Raw genomic sequence first — 23,204 nt, 5'->3', positions numbered from 1 at the left:
CGCTGTATCCCGCCAAGCCTCGTGGTAATATTTCGCCTGCCAGTCGAACCAGCCTAGGACGAATAGCCCCTTATGAGCCATATACCCCAGCCGCGCCCGACGCTGTCGAGCATCATCTCTCCTGAAGGTAGCCTCGAAGTGCTTTCGCAGCACGAAGTGAACAGGCTGCACCGCACCTCGAAAAGCGGCTTGCACGACCTGCTCCGCCGTTGCGCGCTGGCGGTCCTCAACTGCGGCAACCCAACCGATGACAGCCTGGCGCTCATGGAGGCGTATAAAGATTTTGATATTGAAGTGCTGCAGCAGGATCGCGGCATTCGCCTGAAGCTCACCAATGCGCCAGCGGAGGCTTTTGTCGACGGGCACATGATTCGCGGTATCCGCGAGCACCTCTCGGCCGTCATCCGCGATATTGTCTACGTCTACAATGAAATTCAGCAGCACAACCGCTTTGACCTCACCACCGGCGACGGCACCACCAACGCCGTGTTCCACATTCTGCGTAAGGCCGGCACTTTAAAACCCGGCCGCGATCCAAGCTTAGTGGTATGTTGGGGCGGACACTCTATCGGCCGCGAAGAGTACGAATACACCAAGGACGTCGGGTACCACTTAGGGCTGCGCGACCTGGATATTTGCACCGGCTGCGGCCCCGGCGCGATGAAAGGTCCCATGAAAGGGGCTAATGTCGCCCACGCCAAGCAGCGCCGCGATAACAGCCGCTACCTGGGCATATCGGAACCCGGGATTATTGCCGCCGAAGCGCCTAACCCTATCGTCAATGAACTCGTCGTCATGCCAGATATTGAAAAGCGCCTGGAAGCCTTTGTGCGCCTAGGCCACGGCATTATCGTCTTCCCCGGTGGCGTAGGGACGGCGGAGGAAATTCTCTATCTGCTGGGCATTCTGCTCCACCCCAGTAACGTCGATATCCCCTTCCCGCTGATCCTCACTGGCCCAGCGAATTCAGCGGATTACTTCAATAAAATCGATGAGTTCTTGGTCTATACCCTAGGCGAGGAGGTGCGTGGCTATTACACCATCATCACCGGTGACCCGGTCGAGGTCGCGCGCCGCATGCGCCGCGGGGTAGATGAAGTCACCGAATTTCGCCGCACCCATCAAGACGCCTTCTACTACAACTGGCGCTTAACCGTGGCGCGGGATTTTCAAGCCCCGTTTGATCCCACTCACGCCGCCATGCGTGCGCTTAAGCTCGACAGCGATCAACCCACCCATGAGCTTGCCGCCAATCTTCGCCGCGCTTTTTCGGGGATTGTCTCGGGCAACGTGAAAGAGCAAGGCATCCGCGCCATCGAGGCCCACGGCCCATTCGAGCTGACCGCCGCTCCTGAACTCATGCGCCGACTGGATGCACTGCTGACATCGTTTGTCGCACAAGGGCGCATGAAGCTCGATGGAGAGCCCTATACGCCCTGCTACGTGCTCAATTAACGCGCCTACTAACATCTAGTCGAGGTTGCGTTCGCCGATACTCACGGGGGTCGGCGTGCTACCGGCATCGTCCAGATCCACCCACGGCTCGCGCGGTGCTTCCGCGCGCTCACCCGTACGGGCAGCGTAGCGTTCGCGGTGTAACGCTTTTAGCAGGCCAACCATCATCAACACGATGATGGCCGAAAACGGCAGCGCCGCCATAATGACTGCGGATTGCAGCGTTTCCAGCCCGCCTGCTAACAGCAAGACAGAGGTCAAAAGCCCGAGCACCACACCCCAAAGAATCCGGTGTGCCGTGGGTGGCTCGGGATCACCGCCGGAGAGAATCGTATTGATCACCAGCGTCCCGGCATTAGCAGATGTAATCAAGTAAGTGGCGATCAACACCACCAGTGCCGCAGAAACGGCCGTTCCCGCCATGCCAAGGTCCATGCTCGCCACAGTGGCAAACAGCGCCGACGCCACATCGTTATCCACCGCCGCGATAATGCCGCCATTGCCAAACAGCTCGTGGTAGAGCGCGGTACCGCCAAAAAGGCCAATCCACACCACGGTGATCAACGTCGGCACTAGCAGCACGCCCATGACAAACTCACGAAACGTGCGGCCGCGGGAAACCCGGGCAATAAACATCCCCACAAACGGCGACCACGCCAGCCACCAGCCCCAGAAGAATACCGTCCACTCGGACTGCCAGCCATCATCGATCGTGGCGTTGGTATGAAACGACATACTAAAAAGGTTTTGAATATAGTCGCCCGCCGATTCGATGGTAATACCGAACAAGTACTGGGTGGGGCCAAATAGAAGCAGGAATACCACCACGGCAATGCTCAGCCAGAAGTTCGCCTCCGACAACACACGCACGCCGCGCTTAACCCCCGACACCACAGAGAACGTTGCGATCGACATAATCACTGCGGTAATCACCAACTGCAGTGTCATGTCGGCCTCCCAGCCAAGCACCGCGCTAAATCCCGCATTCATCTGCTGTACACCCAGCCCCAGGGTCGTGGCAATCCCAAACACCGTGCCGAACACGGCGAGTAAATCCACCGCATCTCCCATGACGCCGTGGTTTCTCTCCCCCAGGATGGGTTCCAAGCCAGAACGAACCGTGAGCGGCAACTTATGCCGATAAGTAAAGTACGCCAGCACCAGCGCGACAAACGAAAAAATCGCCCAGCCATTGAGGCCCCAATGAAAGTACGTCAACCGCATGGCAACGCGCGCGGCATCCGGTGTCATGCCCTCTTCGATAAAAGGGTTGCCCTGAAACTGCATAATAGGTTGCGCCACGGCCCAGAACAGAATGCCCACCCCGGTACCTGCGGCAAACAGCATCGAGACCCAAGAAAAGAACGTGAACTCGGGCTGCTCGTAATCGCCGCCCAAGCGCACCTTTTTATACCGCCCGGTGCCCAACCAGATCATAAAAAAGAGCAAAAAGGCCACCAACAGCACGTAATACCACTCCAGAAACGGATTTAACACCGCTCGCATTACCGCAAGCCCTACCTCCAGCCTTGCGGTAAAAAACGCACCGTAAACCAGCGCTACAATAATGATGGCGATCGCGATGATCGTCACCCTTGGGTTCATTCCCTTTAACCACCCGGATTTGGCTTGGCGATAATACATAAATCCCCTTGTAGCGTGTGGATATAAGCACTCACTTTAGCATTCACGCCACCGGTAAATCCAAGCGATTGAAAAGAAGCGAAAATGGGCTTTTCATTTGCTCCGTAAACCGCTAGTATACGCACCGTCTTGAGGCGCTATTACGCAGTACCACAAGGCCCAGTCGGAGCGTGGCGCAGCTTGGTAGCGCGTTGCAATGGGGTTGCAAAGGTCGCAGGTTCGAATCCTGTCGCTCCGACCAGAATATTCAATAAAAACCGCCGCTTACGGGTCATGCCGAGTGGCGGTTTTTCGTTATAGCTCCCATGGGTTCCATGCGAGAGCAGCAACCAGCGACATCTAGCTCTCAGTATCACTTACCACAACCTCGTTGCGGCCACAGCCACTCCATGTCTTACACATAAGCCTCAATCAGGCGGATACTCGGGTGCCCCACAAGCGATCATAGGCGTTCAAACCACGTATGCTGCGCATCATGATCACACGCACAAAATTCAAGCGTAGCTTATCTCGCCTGTGCGACGCTTAATGTCGCATCGACCTGCCACACTGTCTCTTCTACTGACGCAGAAGGGAATGCATGGTCACACTTCCACGGAACGACGTGACACATTATGACATCATCGGGGATGTTCACGGTCAGTACGGCACTTTGATTACCTTGCTCGAGACCTTGGGCTATCGTCATGAGAACGGTGTGTAGTCTCAGCCGGGGCACCAGGCAGTTCGAGTGAACTGGTGGCCTACACCCATTCGCCCGACGTGCCAGTGGCCACTCAACGCAAAGAGGCAGCATGATGCAAAATGACACCCGTTTGATCGCGTTTTACCGAGGCGAAGCGCCCGACCATCAGGGCCGTATGATAACGGACCTCTGGGCGCTGTCGCCGTTTTGGCTAGAGCACACCCACGACTACATTCAGTGGCTGTTTCCCATTCCGGAAGCTAGTCGGTTCAATGCCTTTGCGCCTGTGTTGACGCCGGCGGTACAAGCCGCTTTTAAAGAAGACACCACGATGCGCGAGCATCAACAACGCTCGCTGGCTGTGATGCTGGATTTCTTTGGCCTAGAGCGTCGCGGCGATACCATCGTCGCCGGGCCGTCGCTGTCTATGCAGACGCACATCTGGCTCAAAGCCGGGGGGCATAATCACTTGCGGATTACCCGCATCATCCGCTCGCTGGCCCTTTGTCACCAAGAGACGCTGGCGCGCGCTTTCCAGGACGCGGTGATAACCATCGGGACTCAACGTGGCGTGGTGTCCGAGACCTCCTTGGCGTATTGGCGTGATGCGTTTTAATAGGAAACTGATGGATTTGATCATCCGAGGCCCTACCTATAAGAGAGGTCAACGAAATGACGCAACCGAACTATCTTTCAACCAATGATATTCGTGACCGTTTCTCTAAGGCTATGTCGGCCATGTATCAAGCGGAAGTGCCGCAGTACGGTACGCTGCTTGAACTTGTCGAGTGCGTTAACCAAGAAACGCTTAGCCAGCAGCCTGAACTGCATCGCCGCCTGGAAGCGCAAGGTGACTTGGCGCGTTTGAGCGTAGAGCGCCACGGCGCAATTCGCGTGGGTACTGCCGCAGAGCTTTCCATGCTTCGCCGCCTGTTTGCCGTAATGGGCATGTATCCGGTCGGTTATTACGACCTATCTGAAGCGGGAGTGCCCGTTCACTCAACTGCCTTCCGGCCCATTGACGATGATGCGCTGGCGACGAACCCTTTCCGTGTGTTTACCTCACTACTGCGTTTAGAGCTCATTGAAAGCAAGGCCCTGCGCCAGCGTTCAGAAGAAATTCTGGCAAAGCGCGATATTTTTACCCCAGGAGCGCGCGCGCTTGTCGAGCGTCATGAGACTCAGGGTGGGTTAACCCGCGAAGAGGCCGACCGGTTCGTGAAAGAAGCCCTGGAAACCTTCCGTTGGCACCAGGATGCGACCGTTGACTTGGCTACCTATCATGCGCTGCATGATGAGCACCGCTTGATTGCCGATGTGGTGTGCTTTCGTGGGCCGCATATTAATCACCTGACGCCGCGAACTCTGAATATTGACGAAGTACAGCGCCGCATGGCGGAGATGGGCATGAACCCGAAGGCCGTCATTGAAGGGCCTCCGCGCCGTGAGTGCCCTATTTTGCTGCGTCAAACCAGCTTTAAAGCGTTAGAAGAATCGATACGCTTTGCCGGTGACGAGCAAGGCACCCACACCGCTCGCTTTGGCGAAATTGAGCAGCGTGGTGTGGCGCTAACGCCGAAAGGGCGTGCGCTTTATGACCAGTTGCTTAATGAAGCTCGAAAGCAAACCGTTGGGCTGGATAACGATGCCCACCAAGCGGTAATGCAAAGCGTATTTTCCACGTTCCCTGATAACTATGAGGCAATGCGCCAGGAGGGTTTGGCGTATTTTCACTATCATCTGACCGAGAAGGGGCAAGTCGCTCAAAATCATCTCGATACCGATATTGAGGCATTGATCGAACAAGGCCGAGTTGAAGCCCGGCCCATTACTTATGAAGACTTCTTGCCGGTGAGCGCTGCGGGCATTTTTCAATCAAACCTGGGAGGAAAACAGAATGAAGCCTACGCGGGTAACGCGAATCGTGATGCTTTTGAAGACGCGTTGGGTGCTCCGGTAACTGACGAGCTATCACTCTACGCAGAGCGCGAACGGGCATCGAAAGAGACAATTTTGACGAAGGTATAGCTAAAGCGATGCTGCCACTACCTAAATTTCAAGATAACGGTATAAAAATTCTGTTTAACCACTCAGCCAGAATGTATGCCTACCACTAGGGAAGCGCTGCATAAAGCCTGCTACAGCTGCCGGTTCAGGGCATGTTTCTCCAGCAGATGACACGGCGTTGCCTACGAGAGGCCGCTCACTTCGCTCAGGGTGTCGCCGCGCGCTAGGAGACGCCGCAGGATGTCGGGCATGAACTGACGTCGGACGGTGACAGCGTAGAAGGATTCGTGGACGTTGGGCAACGTCATGTAGGGAACCAGGATGCCACTGGCGATTTCGTCGTGGGCAACGACTTCGGGGAGGAGAGCGAGGGCGCCGCTGTCGCGCGCGAGCAGGCGGAGCATGGCCATATCATCGACTTCGGCCAGCACGTCCGGTCGGTACTGATGGAGGCTGCAAAAGCCGTCGAAGGCGGCGCGTATTTCGCTGCCCGCGCCCGGTAGAACCCAGCGCCAGCCTTCATAGCCGTGGGGAAAGTCACCGTCGGGACGGCCCTGCGGCGGACCGACGATGGCCAGGGGCTGGCAGTCGAGCAGTTGCGCCTGCCACGACTGTTCGCCGTCGTCGCCAGAGACAGCGGTGTTGGTGAGAATCAAGTCGAAGCGGTGCTGCGCCAGGCCGTCGAGCAGCGGCGCCATGGCCCCTGCATGCAGGCTAAAGCGCACGCGCGAGTCGTGCAGCAGCGGAGCGATGAACTGGTCGATGAAGTTGCGCGACATGCTTGAGAGGGTGCCAATACGCAGCTGCTGGAACTCCGGTTCGATACCGTGGCGCAGCATGGATTCCAGCTCCTCCCCCTTGCGGAAGATCTCCTCCGCGTAGCCCAGCACCCGCTGGCCTGTGGCGGTGAGCTGTAGGGTACGCCCGCGTCGCTCAAAGAGCTGTACCTCCATGCTGCGTTCAAGCTGCTGGATCTGCGCGGAGAGCGCTGATTGGGAGATGTGCAGCTGTTCGGCGCTGCGAGTCAGATGCCCGCTGCGGGCCACCTGCCAGAAATAGAAAAGGTGGCGGTAGTTGAGTCGCTGCATGGCGGCCTCCTAATACATTTATAAAAAAGAACGTTTTGTCAAAATATATATATTTAAATTAATGAAGTGAAGTGGTGATACTGTCGGTTCCGTTCCCTGTTTGATGACTCAGGAGACCGCTCATGACACCCGAACCCTCGAACGTACTGATGTCCCTGCTGCTGGTGGCGGTGCCGATGCTGTTCCTGCTCGGCGCAGCCCACTCGCGCAGGCAGGCCCTGACCACCCAGCCTCGCGTGCCGGTGTGTCATCTCTCCTCGGCGGTGCCACTTGCGGGACTGACCATCGTCGCCGGACTGAGCCTCTGGCAGTGGCTGGCACCGGTGACGCCGCTGGCGGGCCTCAGCGGCAACCCCCTGACGCTGACACTATTGACACTCGTGCTGCTGCTGGCGCTGGTGATTCTGCCGTTCTCGCAGCGCTACATGGCGGGAGATCGTCGCGCTGATCACTATGCGCGCTGGCTGCAGCGCACCCTGGCGGCGGTGACGCTGGTGCTGATCAGCGATCACCTGCTGCTGTTCTGGGTCGGCTGGGTGATGATCAGCCTCTCCCTGCACAAGCTCCTGATGACCTACCCAGAGCGCCCGCGGGCAGCACTGGGCGCGCATAAGAAGTTTCTCCTGGCGCGGCTGGCAGAGATCTCGCTGTTGGCGGCCTTCGTGCTGCTGTACCAGGCCCACGGCACGGCGGTAATCTCGCAGCTGGTGGCTACCGCACAGACGGCGCCGCTGGATGTGTCCAGCCAGATCGCGCTGGGACTGATTGCCCTGACCGCGCTGATCAAGTGTGCCCAGTTGCCGGTGCATGGCTGGCTGATCCAGGTCACCGAGGCGCCGACGCCGGTCTCGGCGCTGCTGCATGCGGGCGTGATCAACCTCGGCGGCTACCTGCTGCTCGTCTTCGGACCGTTGCTGGCACTGGCCGACCCGGCACGCTGGCTGCTGCTGGGCGTCGCCGGCCTGACTACCCTACTGGCCGCGCTGATCATGACCACCCGCATCAGCGTCAAGGTGCGACTGGCCTGGTCCACCAGCGCCCAAATGGGCCTGATGCTGGTCGAGTGCGCGCTGGGACTGTATGAACTGGCACTGCTGCACCTGATCGCCCACTCCTTCTACAAGGCGCACGCCTTTCTGGCAGCGGGCAGTGCGGTCCAGCAGCATCTGCTGCGCCACTTCCTGCCCGCACCCCGAACAGGGTTTCGGCAATGGGCCCTGGCCACGCTCTGGATAGTGCCGGCAGTAACGCTGGCCGCGCTGACGGTGACGCCGGCCGGCCCCTTCAGCCCCTGGCTGCTGCTAAGCATGGCGCTGATCGTGCTGCTGGCCCGTCATGGCGGTATCGGCTGGATGCCCTGGGCGATGCTGTCCCTGGCCCTGCTGATGATCTACAGCCTGCTCAAGCTGGGCGCCGGACAGCTGCTGCCGGAAAGCGTGCCCCTACTGGATCCGCTGGCGGATGCCTGGGTAGCCATGCTGGTGCTGGCTCTATTCGGCCTGCACGCTTGGCTGACACGCAGCGACAGTGCGCTGGCCCGACGCGTCAACCTGCATCTCTATGCCGGGCTCTATCTCGATGAGTGGTTCACCCGCACCACCCTGCGGCTATGGCCGGTGCGCTTGCCGCCAAGCCTGAACGCCAAGCGTACTGAAAGCCCTGCGCCGCTTCACCTGACACAGGAGTATTGAGTATGTCTCATCATCACAACCTCCGTTCTCCCGCCCCGACGCTGACGGCAGGGCAGCGTCAGGCCCTGCAGGCTGCGGGGGGGCGCATCGCACCGACCTGGCCGCTGGACCAGCTGATCGCCGTGAACCCCTGGTGGGAGATGCGCGACCAGCCGCTGGAAAGGGTCGCGGCTCGCCTCTCGGCACTGGCGCATGCCCGCGTGCTGATGCCCGCCGAGCATTATGCCGGACTCTGGGAGGCCGGACGCATCACAGCGGCGCATCTGCAGGCAGCTGCCGCCGAACGGGGTGAGCACGCCAGTACCGCGAGCCTGTTGGCGGCACTACGGGATACGCCGGCCTTGCCGCACTGGCACAGCCTGGGGGACTGGCTGGATGCCGAGCGCGATCAATACCATCAGGTCGCCTGGCGGGACGAGATCACCCACCAGATCAGCCAGTTCTGCGCCGCGCGCTATCAGGCCGATGGCCCTCTGTCGCGCGCGGAGCCGTCTTTGTATGCCGCCTGGCTGGAAGTCACGCGGGTGGATCACGGCATCGCCATTCTGATGGAAAGCCCGGCGCTGCCCGAGATCTTCGCCTCCCTGCCGGAGGATGCCGACACCCTGCTGGCCACTGCCATCGAGGAGCTAGGCCTGACCGAGGGGGTGCTGACCGACCATGCCCATGCCCTGCTGCTGGACGTCAACGGCTGGGCCTCCTGGCTCGCCTACGAGCGCTGGCAGGCGCAACTGGATGGCGACAGCCACGATGAGCTGCCGGAGCTGATCGCCATTCGGCTGGCCTGGGAGCTGGCACTGTGGCGCTTGCAGCACCGCCAGTCAGCGGCGGCCGCGCAACGCTTGCAGTATCGCTGGCAGCAGCAGTTGCACCAGTTGCCCGCGTTGCTCAAGCGGCACGAGACGGCACTGGCGCCCTTCTGGATCTGGCAGCGTGCGGCGGAGCTGGCCTATCAGGCGCACCTGGCGGCACGCTTGTCACCCCGAGAGACAACCGAGCCCCTTGCAAGCGCGCCGGAACGCCCGCGCCTGCAGGCGGCCTTCTGTATCGATGTGCGCTCAGAGCGCATGCGCCGCGCCCTGGAGGCCCAGCACCCGGACATCGAGACCCTGGGCTTCGCCGGTTTCTTCGGCCTGCCGATCGCCTATGCGCCGGCCGGCGGGAATACGGTGCGCCCGCAACTGCCGGGGCTGCTGCGCGCCGGGATCACCGTGACCGAGGCCGACACCGAGGCAGGCGATCTGACGCGGTACCGGCAGCGCCAGCTGGCCCCGAAGGCGCGCTGGCAGCAGTGGAGCGGTGGCGCCGGCTCGGCTTTCAGCATGGTGGAAAGCGCCGGACTGAGCGGCCTGTGGAAGCTGTTAAAGCGCACTTTCATTCCCGATGCGGGCTCGGCCCACCCGTTCAACGACCTGACCTGGCCTGACACGCGCTGGCGGCTGAGCCGCGACGCGGCGCCCCTGTCGCTGGAGGAACAGGTCGAATTGACCGATGGCATCCTGAAGGGCATGGGCCTGACCCGTTTCGCCCCAGTGGTGTTGCTGGTCGGTCACGGCAGTCACAGCCACAACAATCCGCATGCCGCCGGGCTGGACTGCGGCGCCTGCGGTGGCCAAACCGGCGAGATCAATGTGCGAGTACTGGCCGCCCTGCTCAATGACCCCCAAGTGCGGGCCGGTCTGCGCGAGCATGGCCATGCGCTGCCGGAGGGTGTGCGCTTCGTGGCGGCGCTGCACAACACTACCACCGATGCCCTGACGCTCTTCGACGCCGAGGCCGAAGCGCTGGAGGCCGACCTTCCCGCGTGGCTGGCAGCGGCGACGCACCAGGTCCAGCGGGAGCGCGGTGCCTCTCTCGGCGTGGACGACAAGACGCCGGTGGCGGAGGATCTGCAGCGGCGTGCGCGAGACTGGTCCGAAGTGCGGCCGGAATGGGGGCTGGCCGGCAACGCCGCCTTCATTATCGCGCCGCGCGCCCGTACCCGCGGGGTCGACCTGGAGGGACGCACCTTCCTGCATGACTATGACTGGCAGCAGGATACGGACTTCCAGGGGCTGGAGCAGATCATGACCGCGCCCATGATTGTCACCCACTGGATCAACATGCAGTACAACGCCTCAGTGACCGACAACCCACACTATGGCAGCGGCAACAAGGTGCTACACAACGTGGTCGGCGGGCATCTGGGCGTGTTCGAAGGCAACGGCGGCGACCTGCGGATCGGCCTGCCACTACAGTCGCTCCACGATGGTGCGCGCTGGATGCACGAACCGTTGCGCCTTTCGGTCTGTATCGAGGCCCCGCGCGAGGCCATCGAGGGCATCCTTGAGCGTCACGAGATGCTCCGCCAACTGGTCGATCACGGTTGGCTACACTTATTGAGATGGACGCCGAACGGACTGGAGCGCCTCGCACAGGCCGAATGGCACCCGCTGCCGCGCCTCCCGGCCGATCCCGGACCAGACGCAAAGCGTGCAGCAGCGCCGCTACATCGTCAAACAGTGCAAAAAGGCCGCCCAATGGAAACGTAAAACATTTAACGTTCGCCTGGTCGCCATTAACAAAGACAGCTTAAGCGCCCCAAGTGTGGATAGGCCTATCGCCGTGGTGTTCAGTGCCCTGCCAGATTTTCTCTTCCCATGGCACATCATCCGCGCGGTTGAACACCACAAGATGGGCTTCATCGGCACCCACTTGGTCCGCATAACCGGCTGTTTGCGCGACGCCCTTCGCTACGGTGGCCTCCCGGCTGTCGCGTTGAATTTTGAGCTCAATCACCACCTGCTGTACCGGGCCGTTAAAGCCTTTTGCTTCATTCAGCGGCCACTCGATCAATAAGTCGATGCGCTTGCGCCCCAGGCCATATTTGCGCGTGATACGCCCGCCGCCGTTGATAATGCGCTGCAAAAACGCCTGCATCACAAGCTGCGGCCCGGCTTCTTTATACTGAAAGCGCTCCAGCCAACTCTCGGCGTGCTCGCGGAAAAACTGCTGAAATCCTGCCAACAGCTTGGGCACGTCCAGCCGACGTTCGGGAGTGAGGTACCAGGCTTGTTCTTGGTTGGGAATGCGCGTCTGCATGATCCAGGTAAGATCGCGCGGGATGACTTCGCGATAGATACGGTTACTGATACGCAGGGACGGGTACGTCTCGATCAGGCCCAAGTCTTCGACATACTGCTGGTCGTCTGGCTTGACCGCATCGATATCGACACTCTCTTCGCTGGAGAGCAGCGCACTCATCACCCGCTGCACGCGCGGCTCGCGTAGTTTGTCGGTCAACTGGTCGAGGTGCGTGGCGCGGGATTGAATGAGTTTTTCCCGGGCGGCGCGGTAATCCTCTAGCGTGAGCAGGCGCGTGCGATCGCGGGCGGGCCTGAAGCGCCAGGTCAGCTCGTAACCCAAGGCATTGACCAGCCACGGCTGGCCGCGGGTGTCTTCCCATAGCTCGGGAAAAATCGCCGGGTCCAAAAGCTGCCCGGTGGCTTCGGTATGCTGACACCAAAGTTGCTCGCACTCTTCATAGGTAAAATTACCCATACGCAGCGATTCAGCTTTGATATTGAACGCGCTGCCGCCGGTGATCACCTGCGCACCTTCCTGGTGCATGCGGTAATCGCGCACGTCGCGCACGCCGCAGAGCACAATCGACTGCGGAAACGCCTCCGGGCGCTGGGCGTAGCCGGCGCGGATCTGTCGCAAAAGCGATATCAGCGTATCGCCCACCAGGGCATCGACTTCGTCGAGAAACAGTACGGTGGGCTTGTCCGCCGTCATGCTCCATTCACCAAGCAGGCGGGTGAGGAGATCCTGCGCACTGCTACCGCGCTGGGCCATCAACCAGGCATCCAGCGAGGCATCGCCCAGATAGAGCTGGATAGAGCGCGCAATGGCACTGCACGCCGCCGGAATGCCCTTGCTTTCATCGCCCCGCGCCGCCTGCGCCCCTTCGATATTGGCGTAGGCGCAGGCGTAACGCCCCGCCTCGTTGAGTGCTTTCATCATCGCCAGCAGCGTGGTGGTCTTGCCTGTCTGGCGCGGCGCGTGCAGCACGAAGTAGCGCTCTTGCGCGATCAACGCTCCAATCTCTTCCCAGTCGACACGCATCAGCGGATCAATATGATAATGCTTGTCTGGCTTAGTTGGGCCGGCGTTATTAAAAAAGCGCTCCATCGAATAGCACCTTGAAAGGGAAAACTTTCTCCACTTTAGCACGGGCGACTGCCTATCGTTGCCACACGAAAATCTGACTTCGGATTTGGGTGATTTCGCGAATGCGGCGCTGGAGGTGGTCGATATTCGCGCTAAAGGCTTAGCCGGGCCGGCGCCGCTCGCTCAGCAGGCCACCACCAGCTTGTGCGGGCGTACGGGGTGATCGATCACCCGCATGGGCAGCTGATAAAGCGCGGACAGTCGCTCATCCTCAAGCACCGTATCCGTTGCGCCCTGGGCGATACAGCGGCCGTTTTGCAGCAGTAAGACATGATCGGCATAGCGCGCGGCCAGGTTCAGGTCGTGAAGGATGATCAGCACGCCAAGCCCTAGCGTCGCTTGGCGCCGGGCGATTTCAAGGGTCAGCTGCTGATGGGCCGGGTCGAGCGCGGCGGTGGGCTCGTCCAAAAGCAGATAGCGGGCGATTTCCAGCGACTCAGAGGCGTCGTTATAGATCTGCGCCAGCACCCGGGCCAGCTGCACGCGCTGCTGCTCGCCGCCGGAGAGCACCGGAAACGAGCGCTTAGCCAGGTGCAGGCAGCCGGCTTCCTTCAGGCACGCCTGGGCAATCTCCAGATCCCGGGCGTGGCCGCTGGCGTGGGGAATACGCCCCATCATGACCACCTCAAGGGCGTGAAACGGAAAGTTGAGCGTGGATTTTTGCGGCAGCACCGCGACCTGGCGGGCGATATCTTCACGACACCAGGCGGCATAGGGCTCGCCGTTGAGCGTCATCTGTCCGGCGCTAGGCGACGCCTCGCCGGTCAGAACGTTTAGTAGACTACTTTTGCCCGCGCCGTTGGGCCCGAGTACCGCGGTGACTCGGCCGGGCATCACCTCGACGTCGACGTTTTCCACCAGCGTGTGGCGACCCACCCGGTAGCTGATGCCTTTGGCTGTAAGCGTCATAGCCGGTATTTCCTCCCCTGCACGATGATCAGGGCAATAAAGAAAGGCCCGCCAATCATCGAGGTCAAAAGCCCGATAGGCAGCTCCGCCGGGGCGATCAGGCTACGCGCCAGCATATCCGCCACCACCAGAAACAGGCCCCCCAGAAGCGCCGAGGCCGGCAGCAGATAGCGATGGTCCGGACCCAGCGTCATGCGTACCAAGTGCGGCACGATCAGCCCCACAAAGCCCACCATGCCGGCGGCCGCTACCGCCGCCCCCACCGCCAGCGCGCTGAGCAGCATCACCCGATACTTGACCCGATTGACGTCGATCCCCAGGTGGCGAGCCTCGGATTCGCCCAGCAGCAGCGCGTTGAGCGGGCGCGCCAGGCGCGGCAGCAGCACAAGCGCCAGCACGATCAGCGAACCGGCGGCTAGCACCACCTCCCACATGGCTCCGCCCAGGCTGCCCATGGACCAGAACGTCAGGGTGCGCAGCTGGGCGTCGTCGGCCATGTAGGTAAACAGGCCGATGCCGGAGCCGGTGATGATGTTGATGGCAATGCCGCCGAGCAGCAGCGTGCTGGTGGAAGTGCCGCCGCTTCTTGAGGTGGCAATGCGCGCCACTAGAAGTGTGGTGGCAAAGCCGCCAGCGAAGGCGGCCAGCATCAGGCTGTAGGGGCCCATCCAGGCGATCAGCGGCCCCAGGGCGGTGCTGCCAAGCACGATCACCGCCACGGCCGCCAGCGCCGCGGCCCCCACCAGGGCCGCGGCACACGCCACGGCGACACCGCCCAGCAGCCGGCGCGTCTTCAGCATTGGCGTACTCATGCGCAGGCTCGCTCCGGATTCAGCATGGATTCGGCCAGACCGCGCCACTCGGGGTCCTCCTCCCGGGTGCGCACGCCAAAGAACTGGGCCGCGGTGTCGCCGTTCTCCATGTAAAGCTCAATGGAGGTGATAATGCCGTCCCTCGACGGTTTGCGCACCACCCAGGCGTGGGTCACCTTGTCCATCTGCAGGTGCAGGTTGAACTCAGGGTCGAGCACGTTGAGCCAGGGCCCCATGGTCTTGACCCGGCTGATCGCCCCAGAGTGAATCTGGATATTGCCGCGGTTGCCGACAAAGCACATGATCGGCACGCCGCGGTCAGCGGCCTGCTCCAGAAGCGCGGTCACGCCGGCCGGTGCAAACGGCTCGGCCCGGGTAGGCCCGACCAGGCGAAACGCCTGCTGGCGGCTGACACCGTGGCGTTCGAGCATGCCCCTGAACTGATGCACGTCGGTCATCTCGTCCCACTCCCGGGCAAGCGCTGCGGTGTCCACCTCGGCATCCCGGGCATAGGCTGTCTCTTCCGGCCCGTCTTCCACGGCCAGCGGCGTGGTTTGGTCATCGGCGCGAAATTCATCCACCAGCGCCAGGTAGGCGTCAAAGTCGCTTTCCGGCTGCAAAAAGATCTTCTGCACGGCGTCGCCCTGCGCGTCAAAAAACTGCAGGCTATAGCGCACGCCGTCTTTCACCGGCTCCGCCACGGCAAAGCCGAAGCGCCAGCGCCCCACGATAATGCGCAGATCAATCTTGCGCCCCTTGCTGATCACAAGGCCCATGGGGCCGTTGATTCTTGCCGGCGGGTAGCTGCCCTTGCGCTCGTGCACGGCGGCCTCGTTACGCGTCAGGGTCATCAGGTAGCCCAGCCGGTGAAACGCCTCGATCTGCTCGCCGAAGCGCGCGTCCAGACGAATACGGCGCAGCTCGCCGGCCTGGGCATCCACAAGCTCGGCCTCGCTGCAGCCAAGCGCATAGGCCGCATCCCGGCGGCGTACGGCGGTGCCACTTTCCTGCAGCACTTGATACTTCCTTGCAAGGTCGGTCAAAAACGGCGTGGCAAGCGGGGTATCTTTCGGGCTGATATCAAACATGGCATGCATCTTTTTATTTCCTGTCGAGCGCAAATATTAGTGCCTTGGAACCCCGCGCCTGCCGGTGGCGGCAGGCGCGGGGCGCGGGATTAGAAGTCGGCGCTTACGCGAAGCGAAAGCTCGCGGCCGGGCTCAAGAAACTCACCGCCGCTTTCCACCACTTCGTCGAATACGTTATCCAGCCCCAGGCGGACGTTGGCGTACTGGCCTACGGGCTGACTCACGCCCAGATCCACCACGTGATAAGCGTCGATCTTGTCGCTGTTGGCGCTGTCGGCGTACTGGCTTGCGGTATAGCGCCAGGCCCCGTACAAGGTGCTGCCGACGTTGGGCAGGGTGTGCTCGGCCACCACCTTGAACAGATGTTCGGGAGTATCGGCAAGCGCATTGCCGCGATAGCGCTCGGCGCGATTTTCGCTGTCAAGCCAGGTGTAGCTGGCGCGCAGGCGGCTGTACTCGCCAGCGCGCAGGTCAAACTCGGCTTCCACCCCCTGGGTGATGGCCTCATCCACATTCTGGTACTGGGCCACGGTGACGCGGCCATCCTGATACTCACCGGTCGTGATCAGATCATCGATGCGGTTGTGAAACAGCGTGATGCTGGTTTCCCACTCCGGCTGGCTGTAGCTTGCGCCCAGCTCAAAGGTGGCGTTGGTTTCCGGCTCAAGGTCGTCGTTGCCTTCGTAGCGCCGGGTGGGGCCGGCGGGAATCACGTAGTCGGAAGTAGCCTTGGAAAGCCCCGGCGCCATGTAGCTTTCGCCGTAGCCGGCCTTGAGACCGAGGCCCGTCATCCCACCCCAGTTCCAGTAAATGCTCGGGCTGATTTCATCGTCGTAGCGGCTGTGGTGGTCATAGGCCACGCCAAGCGTCAGGGCCTGGCGCGACGTCAGGCTGATGCGATCCTGAAACGTCAGCGTGGTGGCATTGACGCTATCGTCAAAGTCTTTGTCGTTGCGCGCGACGTCTTCTCGGCGGTGCAAGAGCCCGGTGGACAGCCGATGGCGCTCGCCCAGGCGTCCTTCCAGGCTGGCCTCGTAGTTGTCTTCATCCACTTCCCAGTCGCTTGAGCCCTCCAGCAGGTCGGTTCTGCCTTGGGTGGCGCTGAACTGCAGGTCGAAACCACCCAGGCGAGTCAGGTAACTGGTCGAGAGCAGACGGCGATCCTGCTCAAGCTCGGTGGTGCGCATGCCAAAACCGTGGGCGGGACCGATTTCCCAGGCCTCGTCGCGACCCAGCAGCAGGTCCACCTCCACGCGGTCGGTATCGCTCAGCGCGATGCCGACCCCGGTCTGCAGCGTGCGGCTATTTAGCTCGGAGGTGCGGGTAGTGCCGTCGTCGGCCACGATGGGCTCTTCGTTGCGCTCGGAGACCGACAGATTGAAATCGCCGCGGCTGCCAAGCGGGCCGCCCACGGCGGCGCTGACCCAGTCGCTCTGATGGTCGCCGTCCCGGTAGCCCAGCTCGCCGTCCACGCTTGCCACCCACTCCTTACCGGCCTTTTTGGTCACGATGTTGATCACCCCGGCCATGGCATCGGCGCCGTAGAGCGTGGCCGCCGGCCCGCGAATCACTTCCACACGCTCGATCTGGCTTACCGGTACCCAGTTGTAGCGATAGGCCGGCTGAAAGCTCAGGTTACGGTCGGTATTGGGTACCCGTTTGCCGTCGACCAGCACCAGCGTCTGTTCGGCGGAGAAGCCGCGAATGCTGGGCGCGTCCTGAGCCACGTTGCCCGCCTTTTGCAGATACACCCCCGGCAGATTCTGCAGCACTTCCTGCACGCTTGTGGCACCGCTACGGGCGATCTCTTCGGCGCTGACCCGATCGACGGTTCCCGGGTGACGGTCTGCACCGCTAATGATCTGCCCGGTGACCACCTGGGGCTCAAGCACGACGTCCGACGCTTGAAGTGAGGTGTTCAGCACGAGACTCAAAGGCAGGGTGGAAGCAAGGGTAAGGGTCGAGCGCAACTTCATGATGATCGTTTCCAGTCATTGGATGCTAGGGATGCATAAACAAGCACATACAGCAGACGTAACGGGCTGGGCTCGCAGAGCGTGAGCCTGGGGACATGGCCTGCTGATGGCGATGCAGAATACCAGATAGCAAAAGTAATGCAAATGAGAACAAGTTAGATTTATTTATAAAAAAAGCTCGACCGAAATCCGCCCGCGAGCCACATCCATAGTCACCCAGCAGGCGCACGGACACCCCTACCGGCGCGGCGCAATGCTGAAAGCTTTGGAAGCGGCTTGATCCGTCCACATCTTTCTTGCTGCGACCATCATGACCTCCAATAAGATAACGGCTGAAACCCAAGGTCCGTGAGTCCGTGAAAAATGCAACGCGTCATCACAGGATCAAGCGATTGATGATGCCCAAACCCCGCCGGAGATTGCATATCGCGCCCGCCGCCCCGATGGTAGAAGGCTCAGGCAAACCCGCACCATGGAGTTCTCATGCCCCGGCTCACCGATACACCTCTCCCCGTCCTCGACCTGGCGCAGCTTACCGAGCGGCTGGGCTTCATCCGCTTCTGGATGGCCGAACACCAGCAGTTCCTGGGTACCGCCATCCTCGGCGGCCCCGAAACCGTTCGCGAGGGCCTCGAGCATTTCCCTAAGAGCTACGAGATTGTCGCCGAGGCATGGCGCTCATGACCCATGACGGCAATGGAATAGGCCACACCCGACAGACCATCTTTCGCTTTCATGGCGAGCTCAACGACTTCCTGCCCAGGGAGCGGCGATCGCGCGCCTTCAGCCGTGACGTTCCCCCTAAGGCGGCGGTCAAGGATGTGATCGAGTCTCTGGGTGTGCCTCATACCGAAGTGGACGTGATCCTCGTAAATGGCGAATCAGCGGGATTCTTCTGCCAGCTGGAAGGCGGCGAGCAGATCGAGGTCTATCCCTGGTCGTTGGTGCCGCCGGTAGCCCCCGTGTGCCACCTGCGCCCACGACCTGCGCCAAGGCCGCGCTTCGTGCTTGATGCCCACCTGGGCAAGCTTGCCCGCCACCTGCGCCTGCTCGGCTTTGACTGCCGCTATCACCACGCCATCGAGGATGACGAGATCGCCAAGCTTGCCGAGAGCGAGAAGCGGATCGTGCTCAGCCGTGACCGTGGGCTGCTAATGCGCCGACGCATCGAGCAGGCGCATTTCGTGCGCAACATCAAGCCCTTGGCTCAGCTTGAGGAGGTGTGCAGCACCTTCGATCTGGTGAATGCCCTTGCGCCCTTCACACGCTGCACTCGCTGCAACGGCCTGCTGGTGGAGGTGGACAAGGCGGATGTTCAGGATCGCCTGGAGCCGCGCACCCGGGCCCATGTCGAGCACTTTTTCGAGTGCGAGAACTGCGGCCATCTCTACTGGCACGGCAGTCATGTCGAGCGCATGCGGTCAATGGTGGAACGGCTGCGAAAACGCCTGCAATGAACGAATCAGGCTGGCGCCCTGGCACGCAGCATGAGGTTGCGCGGGGTAAGGCTTCGCTTGCAGAAGGTACCGAGCTCCACCGCAAGGCCCGCCTCCTCAAGCATTCGGGCACGGTCCCGGGCAAGCCATACTTCCAGAGGCCGGCGAAACAGGTGGCGCACCAGTTCAAGCCGTGCCACCTCACCATGGCGGCGCCAGCCGGCCTGTTCATGTCGCGCCCAGTCGATCCCGTCGGGAAGCGTGATCGCCTTTCGATCTGCCGCCCAGTGGCAGAAACCCTCGAAGCTTGAAGGCAGCGCTCCGTAGGCAAGGCTCGGCACGGGCAGATAGGCGTCCAGGCCGCGCAGTTCGCGCTGAAGCTCATCGAAACCCAGCCGCCAGGCACTGGCTTTCTGGCGGTTCAGGCGTACATTGCGCGGGGCGGTGACGGTTTCCTGCACGGCAAGGGCAAGGTCCTCGCGGCTGAGTGAAAGCCCGAAACGCTCGCAGAGCCGGCGCCCTTCCCGGGAGAGCGGCCGGTAGTGCTCGGCCGTGGTGCGCTGGTAGCAGCAGGGTGCAAGAGTGACGGCACTGCCGCGCTCGGCGGCAAGCTCGAGCAGGCGCACGTGCAGGTCGCCACAGGCGTGCAGGGCCATGAGATGGCTGTCGGGCTTGAGCGCATCGGCCACTTCGGGAGCCAGCACATCCTGCCGGCACATCCGAAGCGCCACGCCCTGACGCTCGGCCAAGGCCTGCCCCTGGTCACAGAGTGCCTGCTGCCACTCGAGGGCTGAAACCTCGCTCTCGAGCAGGCGCGCCAGGGTACGCGACAGGTGGCCCTTGCCGGCGCACCACTCGACAAGCTTCTGGCCCGGGATGAAGGCAAGCCGCTCGGCAAAGGCCTCGATCTGCTGCCACTTGCGCCCGCCCACATGCTGGCACCAGGCCTCGGGCAGTTTCGTTGCATTCCGGGCAGAAAGCGCGGGCAGTGTCACGAGCTCGGCAAGCGCCTCGACCGGTAACCAGCGAGCCAGTGGGGAGTCGGTGAAGGGGTCGTCTTCCAGGCGCGCACAGTCCTCATCGGTCAGCGAACGCAGCATAGCGCCAAGCTCGGGGTAGTCCGCCTCCCAGGGCAGGACGGGGTGCTGAAACGGCAAGGGGCGCCAGAGCGGCTGCCACCGGGCGAGAAGATGGGTCAGGTGCATGCAGGCAAGGTCTCGAGGAGAAGCGCTTGGAGCGGCGATTTTACCATGACCCGTCACTTCTTCACGACCCGAGCCGGGCTTGCGAATCAGGGTTTTATTCTGTAAGCCATGGAAAGCCGCAACCTCTGCTCCGTAGTGCGTTTGAATAAAAAGCATTATTTATTGTATGTTTTCAACTAAGCGCAAAGATCTAGCAAGAAGACACTTGGCTACCAGCCGATTCCTTTTCATTTACCCTAGGTAGCCTCCATGCTTCTGATCCCATTGAGCCGCTGGCGGGCCGCGGGCCTTCTGATCGCCATTGTGACCCTTGTCCTTATCTGGCTTGCTGACTACGCAGGCGTTTTTCGCCTGCCCGACGCCTCGGTCTATCGTGAGTACCATCGGCTAATGCCCCCCATCGATCAGCCACCCTCCCAGGTGCTGCTGGTAGAAGGCGACCTGCAAACCCTGGAAGAAGATGAGTGGCCTTTGTTGATCCAGCAGCTTAAACGCTTCGAGCCCGCTGCCATCGGCGTGATGTACCCGCCGCCACGCGTATCGAAGGCAGGCCTTGATGCTGCGCGGCAGCAGGGGGTAGTCATCGGTGAGGCCCATGACCAGACTTCTTCGCACGCGTCTGTGATAACCCCGGCGCCCTCGCCCTGGCCTGAAGACGTAGGCTTGCATCAGCCGCACCCACGCATTGGCGATGACACCGTCACCAGCCTGGAAGCGGCCGTCGCAAACCTTGCCGGTCAAGAGGAGGTGGCCGGGGAGGCGTTTCTCATTGACTTTCGCCCCGGCATCAATCATCTCCCGCTGATCAGGCTCGATCGCGTGCTGAAAGGCGACCTCACCCCCGACCTGATCAATGGCCGGGCGGTGCTCATCGGGCAAGGCATCGACTCGCTGAACCCACCCCTGCAAACGCCCCTTTCCGTTAAAGGCGAGATATCCCGGCTGATGCATGCCGGCTACGCGGTGGAGACGCTGCTGCAGCCATCCTCGCTGCACAGGATCACACCCTGGCAGAACCTGCTGTTCTGGGGCGTGCTGATAGTGGCCGCGATCCTGCTGTATGTCTTTTGGGGGGTATCCCATGCGCTTGGCATCGCCATTGGCGGAAGCCTTGTGCTGTTTGCCGCTGGCTGGGCCGCCCTGCATTTTGTCGGCTGGATAGTGCCCACCAGCCAGCTTATCGCTTTTCACCTGCTGCTCTGGTATCTGATCTCCCGGCGTGAACAGCGGCGTGAATCGAGTACGGTGAGGCAGGTATTGCGCACCAGCAGCGGCTATCTTCAGGACCGCTTGCTACCCACGGACTTCAATACCAGCGACGATCCGTGGGGCCACGTCATCCTGCTGACCACCCAGCTGCTGAATCTGGAAAAAGCCATCGTGCTTGAGCGCATTCCAGGGCGCCATCACGTCCGCGAGGTTAAGGCCTACGGCTGCTCCATCGAGGACATCGATGAGCGCCGGCGCGATTTCGAGCGCACACCTTACGCCTCAGCGCGGCTCGAAGGCGGCCCTTTGCTCTTGAACCAAGCCTTTCTCAAAAACCCCGCGCCCGATAGCCGGCAGTTTCTCGTGCCACTAGAGTTCAACGGGCGGGTTCTGGGCTTTTTCAGTGGGGAGGTGACAAAGCAAACACTCGACGAAACGCCCTTCTTTCTTTCGCTGCTCGGCGATTTCAGCGAGCGCATCGGCGAGCTGCTGTATCGGCGCCAGCGCTTTCAGGCGCGCCAGGAGCGCGAATCCAGCGAATGGGCACGACTGCTGAAACTCGACTCCCTGAAAGCTGAGTACCAGTCTCTAAGCGACATGGCGCTGCTGCTCGAGCGCCGTATTTCGCTGCTCGAAGACGTTTTTGACAACCTCAAGACCAGCACCATCCTCTACGACGCCTTCGGCCAGGTCTCCCAGGTCAACCGTCGAATGAAGGACCTGGCCCGGCGCGCGGATCTCTCCATCTTCTCGCTGACCGCCGCCGATGTCCTCGCGACCCTTGGCGACATGCCCCTTTCCCAGGCTCGCCGTCACCTGCAGTACCTGGTACAGACCGACCAGCCGCGAGTATTTGCCGTCGACCTGCCCTTGGCAGGCAGTGCTTGTTTGCTTAATGTGCGCCCTCTCAAGGCCCAGGCGCTGGAAGAAGACGCCCGGGAAGAGAGCCTAAAGCCGGGCAGTTCCGAGCGGGAAGACACCCCCCTGCATTTTCTGGGTTTTCTGTTTGAACTCGTGGATGTCAGCCAGGTGGTGTGGCTCGAGCGGCTCAAACAGGATGTCAGCCGCATGATCGACGCCGACCTCTGCCAACGGATTGAATCGAGCCTGCGGGCGGCAAGGGCTCTGCCTGCAAGCGATGAAGCAAGCCACCTGCAGGCAGCGCTTGAATCCGCCCTTCAGAGCTCGAAACAGGCAACACAACACCATCAAAGCGCTGCCGATATTCACAGGCTCACCGATTTCCCCGTGAACCCTGTAACCCTGCTCGAGGAGACCACACGACGCTGGGCGCCGCGCCTTGAAGCCGGTGGGCTTGAGCTTGCCACCGGTGAGAGCGCGGTCGATACCTTGGTGCGCGTCGACGCAGGTAATGTCATTGAGGTACTCGATGACATCATGGAAGTTCTCGCCGAGGACTGCATTGCCGGTAAGAAGGTCATGCTCGATCTTGAGCAGCAAACGCACGAAGGAAAAAGCCGGGTGCTGCTACGCCTGGAAAATCAGGGCTACGGCATGCCCGACGAGCGCTTCAAGGCGCTGCTTGAAGAAGACAGCGGGGAGCTTCCCCCCGCCTTTCAGCGCCTCGCTCAAGCGCGCCGCCGGGTACACGAGTGGGGCGGCAAGCTCCAGGGCCATTCCGCCTTGGGCCAGGGCCTGTGTATTGAGATCCGGCTCCCCGCGCTTTCACTGCGTGAGGAACTGGCCAAGCATCAACTGACGGGGAGTGGGCTTGCCGAGGATGACCGTGACACCGACTGATAGCCGTCGCTACCCGAGCCGCCGGA

16 protein-coding genes and 1 tRNA gene are annotated in these 23,204 nt (G+C 61.4%); 9 read left to right on the top strand and 8 right to left on the bottom strand.

Going from position 1 to position 23,204, the window contains the following annotated elements; translation table 11 throughout:
- Positions 1 to 72 precede the first annotated feature (72 nt).
- Positions 73 to 1,455 carry a nucleotide 5'-monophosphate nucleosidase PpnN gene (gene ppnN, locus BQ9846_RS03875; RefSeq protein ID WP_075879281.1) on the top strand — a complete coding sequence of 461 codons (1,383 nt, stop codon included), beginning with the start codon at positions 73 to 75 and terminating at the stop codon, positions 1,453 to 1,455.
- A gap of 15 nt (positions 1,456 to 1,470) precedes the next feature.
- Here ppnN and BQ9846_RS03870 read toward each other — a convergent pair whose 3' ends face one another.
- Complete coding sequence (locus BQ9846_RS03870) at positions 1,471 to 3,099, bottom strand: BCCT family transporter (RefSeq protein WP_075879280.1); 1,629 nt, start codon at positions 3,097 to 3,099, stop codon at positions 1,471 to 1,473.
- A gap of 164 nt (positions 3,100 to 3,263) precedes the next feature.
- Here BQ9846_RS03870 and BQ9846_RS03865 point away from each other — a divergent pair.
- The 3 genes from BQ9846_RS03865 (at position 3,264) to hglS (ending at position 5,812) form a co-directional block, all read left to right on the top strand.
- Positions 3,264 to 3,340, top strand: a tRNA-Pro gene (locus tag BQ9846_RS03865).
- 553 nt (positions 3,341 to 3,893) lie between these two features.
- Positions 3,894 to 4,400: an opioid growth factor receptor-related protein gene (locus BQ9846_RS03860; RefSeq protein ID WP_235818899.1), complete on the top strand. Its 507-nt coding sequence runs from the start codon at positions 3,894 to 3,896 to the stop codon at positions 4,398 to 4,400.
- A gap of 56 nt (positions 4,401 to 4,456) precedes the next feature.
- Entirely contained in the window at positions 4,457 to 5,812 is a 1,356-nt protein-coding gene (gene hglS / locus BQ9846_RS03855) for a 2-oxoadipate dioxygenase/decarboxylase HglS (protein ID WP_075879279.1), read from the top strand.
- Between the two features lie 161 nt (positions 5,813 to 5,973).
- On the opposite strand, the gene BQ9846_RS03850 is transcribed toward hglS, so the two are convergent.
- A complete protein-coding gene (locus BQ9846_RS03850) occupies positions 5,974 to 6,879 on the bottom strand; it encodes a LysR family transcriptional regulator (RefSeq protein ID WP_075879278.1) in 906 nt (301 codons plus the stop codon).
- A 122-nt stretch (positions 6,880 to 7,001) separates the two neighbouring features.
- Here BQ9846_RS03850 and BQ9846_RS03845 point away from each other — a divergent pair, with 122 nt between their 5' ends.
- Both BQ9846_RS03845 and BQ9846_RS03840 read left to right on the top strand, forming a co-directional pair.
- Positions 7,002 to 8,570 carry an NADH-quinone oxidoreductase subunit L gene (locus tag BQ9846_RS03845; protein ID WP_210433166.1) on the top strand — a complete coding sequence of 523 codons (1,569 nt, stop codon included), beginning with the start codon at positions 7,002 to 7,004 and terminating at the stop codon, positions 8,568 to 8,570.
- A gap of 2 nt (positions 8,571 to 8,572) precedes the next feature.
- Positions 8,573 to 11,101 (top strand): YbcC family protein, encoded by a 2,529-nt coding sequence (locus BQ9846_RS03840; protein ID WP_075879277.1) that lies wholly within the window; start codon positions 8,573 to 8,575, stop codon positions 11,099 to 11,101.
- 40 nt (positions 11,102 to 11,141) lie between these two features.
- Here the strand turns inward: BQ9846_RS03840 and BQ9846_RS03835 are convergent, their stop codons facing one another.
- The 5 genes from BQ9846_RS03835 to BQ9846_RS03815 all read right to left on the bottom strand — a co-directional run bounded on the left by BQ9846_RS03835 (position 11,142) and on the right by BQ9846_RS03815 (position 17,567).
- Entirely contained in the window at positions 11,142 to 12,743 is a 1,602-nt protein-coding gene (locus BQ9846_RS03835) for an ATP-binding protein (protein ID WP_075879276.1), read from the bottom strand.
- Positions 12,744 to 12,905: 162 nt separating this feature from the next.
- A complete protein-coding gene (locus BQ9846_RS03830; protein WP_075879275.1) occupies positions 12,906 to 13,691 on the bottom strand; it encodes a heme ABC transporter ATP-binding protein in 786 nt (261 codons plus the stop codon).
- Complete coding sequence (locus BQ9846_RS03825) at positions 13,688 to 14,491, bottom strand: FecCD family ABC transporter permease (RefSeq protein WP_235818898.1); 804 nt, start codon at positions 14,489 to 14,491, stop codon at positions 13,688 to 13,690. Before BQ9846_RS03825 ends, BQ9846_RS03830 begins: the two co-directional genes overlap by 4 nt.
- A gap of 8 nt (positions 14,492 to 14,499) precedes the next feature.
- Positions 14,500 to 15,591 carry a hemin-degrading factor gene (locus BQ9846_RS03820; RefSeq protein ID WP_144049369.1) on the bottom strand — a complete coding sequence of 364 codons (1,092 nt, stop codon included), beginning with the start codon at positions 15,589 to 15,591 and terminating at the stop codon, positions 14,500 to 14,502.
- A gap of 89 nt (positions 15,592 to 15,680) precedes the next feature.
- Entirely contained in the window at positions 15,681 to 17,567 is a 1,887-nt protein-coding gene (locus BQ9846_RS03815; protein ID WP_075879273.1) for a TonB-dependent receptor plug domain-containing protein, read from the bottom strand.
- Between the two features lie 483 nt (positions 17,568 to 18,050).
- Here BQ9846_RS03815 and BQ9846_RS03810 point away from each other — a divergent pair, with 483 nt between their 5' ends.
- Together BQ9846_RS03810 and BQ9846_RS03805 are read left to right on the top strand one after the other, a co-directional pair.
- Complete coding sequence (locus tag BQ9846_RS03810; RefSeq protein ID WP_075879272.1) at positions 18,051 to 18,251, top strand: hypothetical protein; 201 nt, start codon at positions 18,051 to 18,053, stop codon at positions 18,249 to 18,251.
- The gene (locus BQ9846_RS03805) at positions 18,239 to 19,024 is read left to right on the top strand and encodes a Mut7-C ubiquitin/RNAse domain-containing protein (RefSeq protein ID WP_210433165.1); all 786 of its coding nucleotides are present in this window, start codon (positions 18,239 to 18,241) and stop codon (positions 19,022 to 19,024) included. Before BQ9846_RS03810 ends, BQ9846_RS03805 begins: the two co-directional genes overlap by 13 nt.
- 5 nt (positions 19,025 to 19,029) lie before the next feature.
- Here the strand turns inward: BQ9846_RS03805 and BQ9846_RS03800 are convergent, their stop codons facing one another.
- The gene (locus BQ9846_RS03800) at positions 19,030 to 20,364 is read right to left on the bottom strand and encodes a methyltransferase (protein WP_235818897.1); all 1,335 of its coding nucleotides are present in this window, start codon (positions 20,362 to 20,364) and stop codon (positions 19,030 to 19,032) included.
- 93 nt (positions 20,365 to 20,457) lie between these two features.
- Here BQ9846_RS03800 and BQ9846_RS03795 point away from each other — a divergent pair, with 93 nt between their 5' ends.
- Positions 20,458 to 23,178 carry a CHASE2 domain-containing protein gene (locus BQ9846_RS03795; RefSeq protein WP_075879271.1) on the top strand — a complete coding sequence of 907 codons (2,721 nt, stop codon included), beginning with the start codon at positions 20,458 to 20,460 and terminating at the stop codon, positions 23,176 to 23,178.
- The last annotated feature ends 26 nt before the right edge of the window (positions 23,179 to 23,204 follow it).

Source organism: Vreelandella massiliensis, from assembly GCF_900155385.1.
GTDB classification, from domain to species: Bacteria; Pseudomonadota; Gammaproteobacteria; order Pseudomonadales; family Halomonadaceae; genus Vreelandella; species Vreelandella massiliensis.
This window is presented reverse-complemented; position numbering and strand designations above follow the sequence as displayed.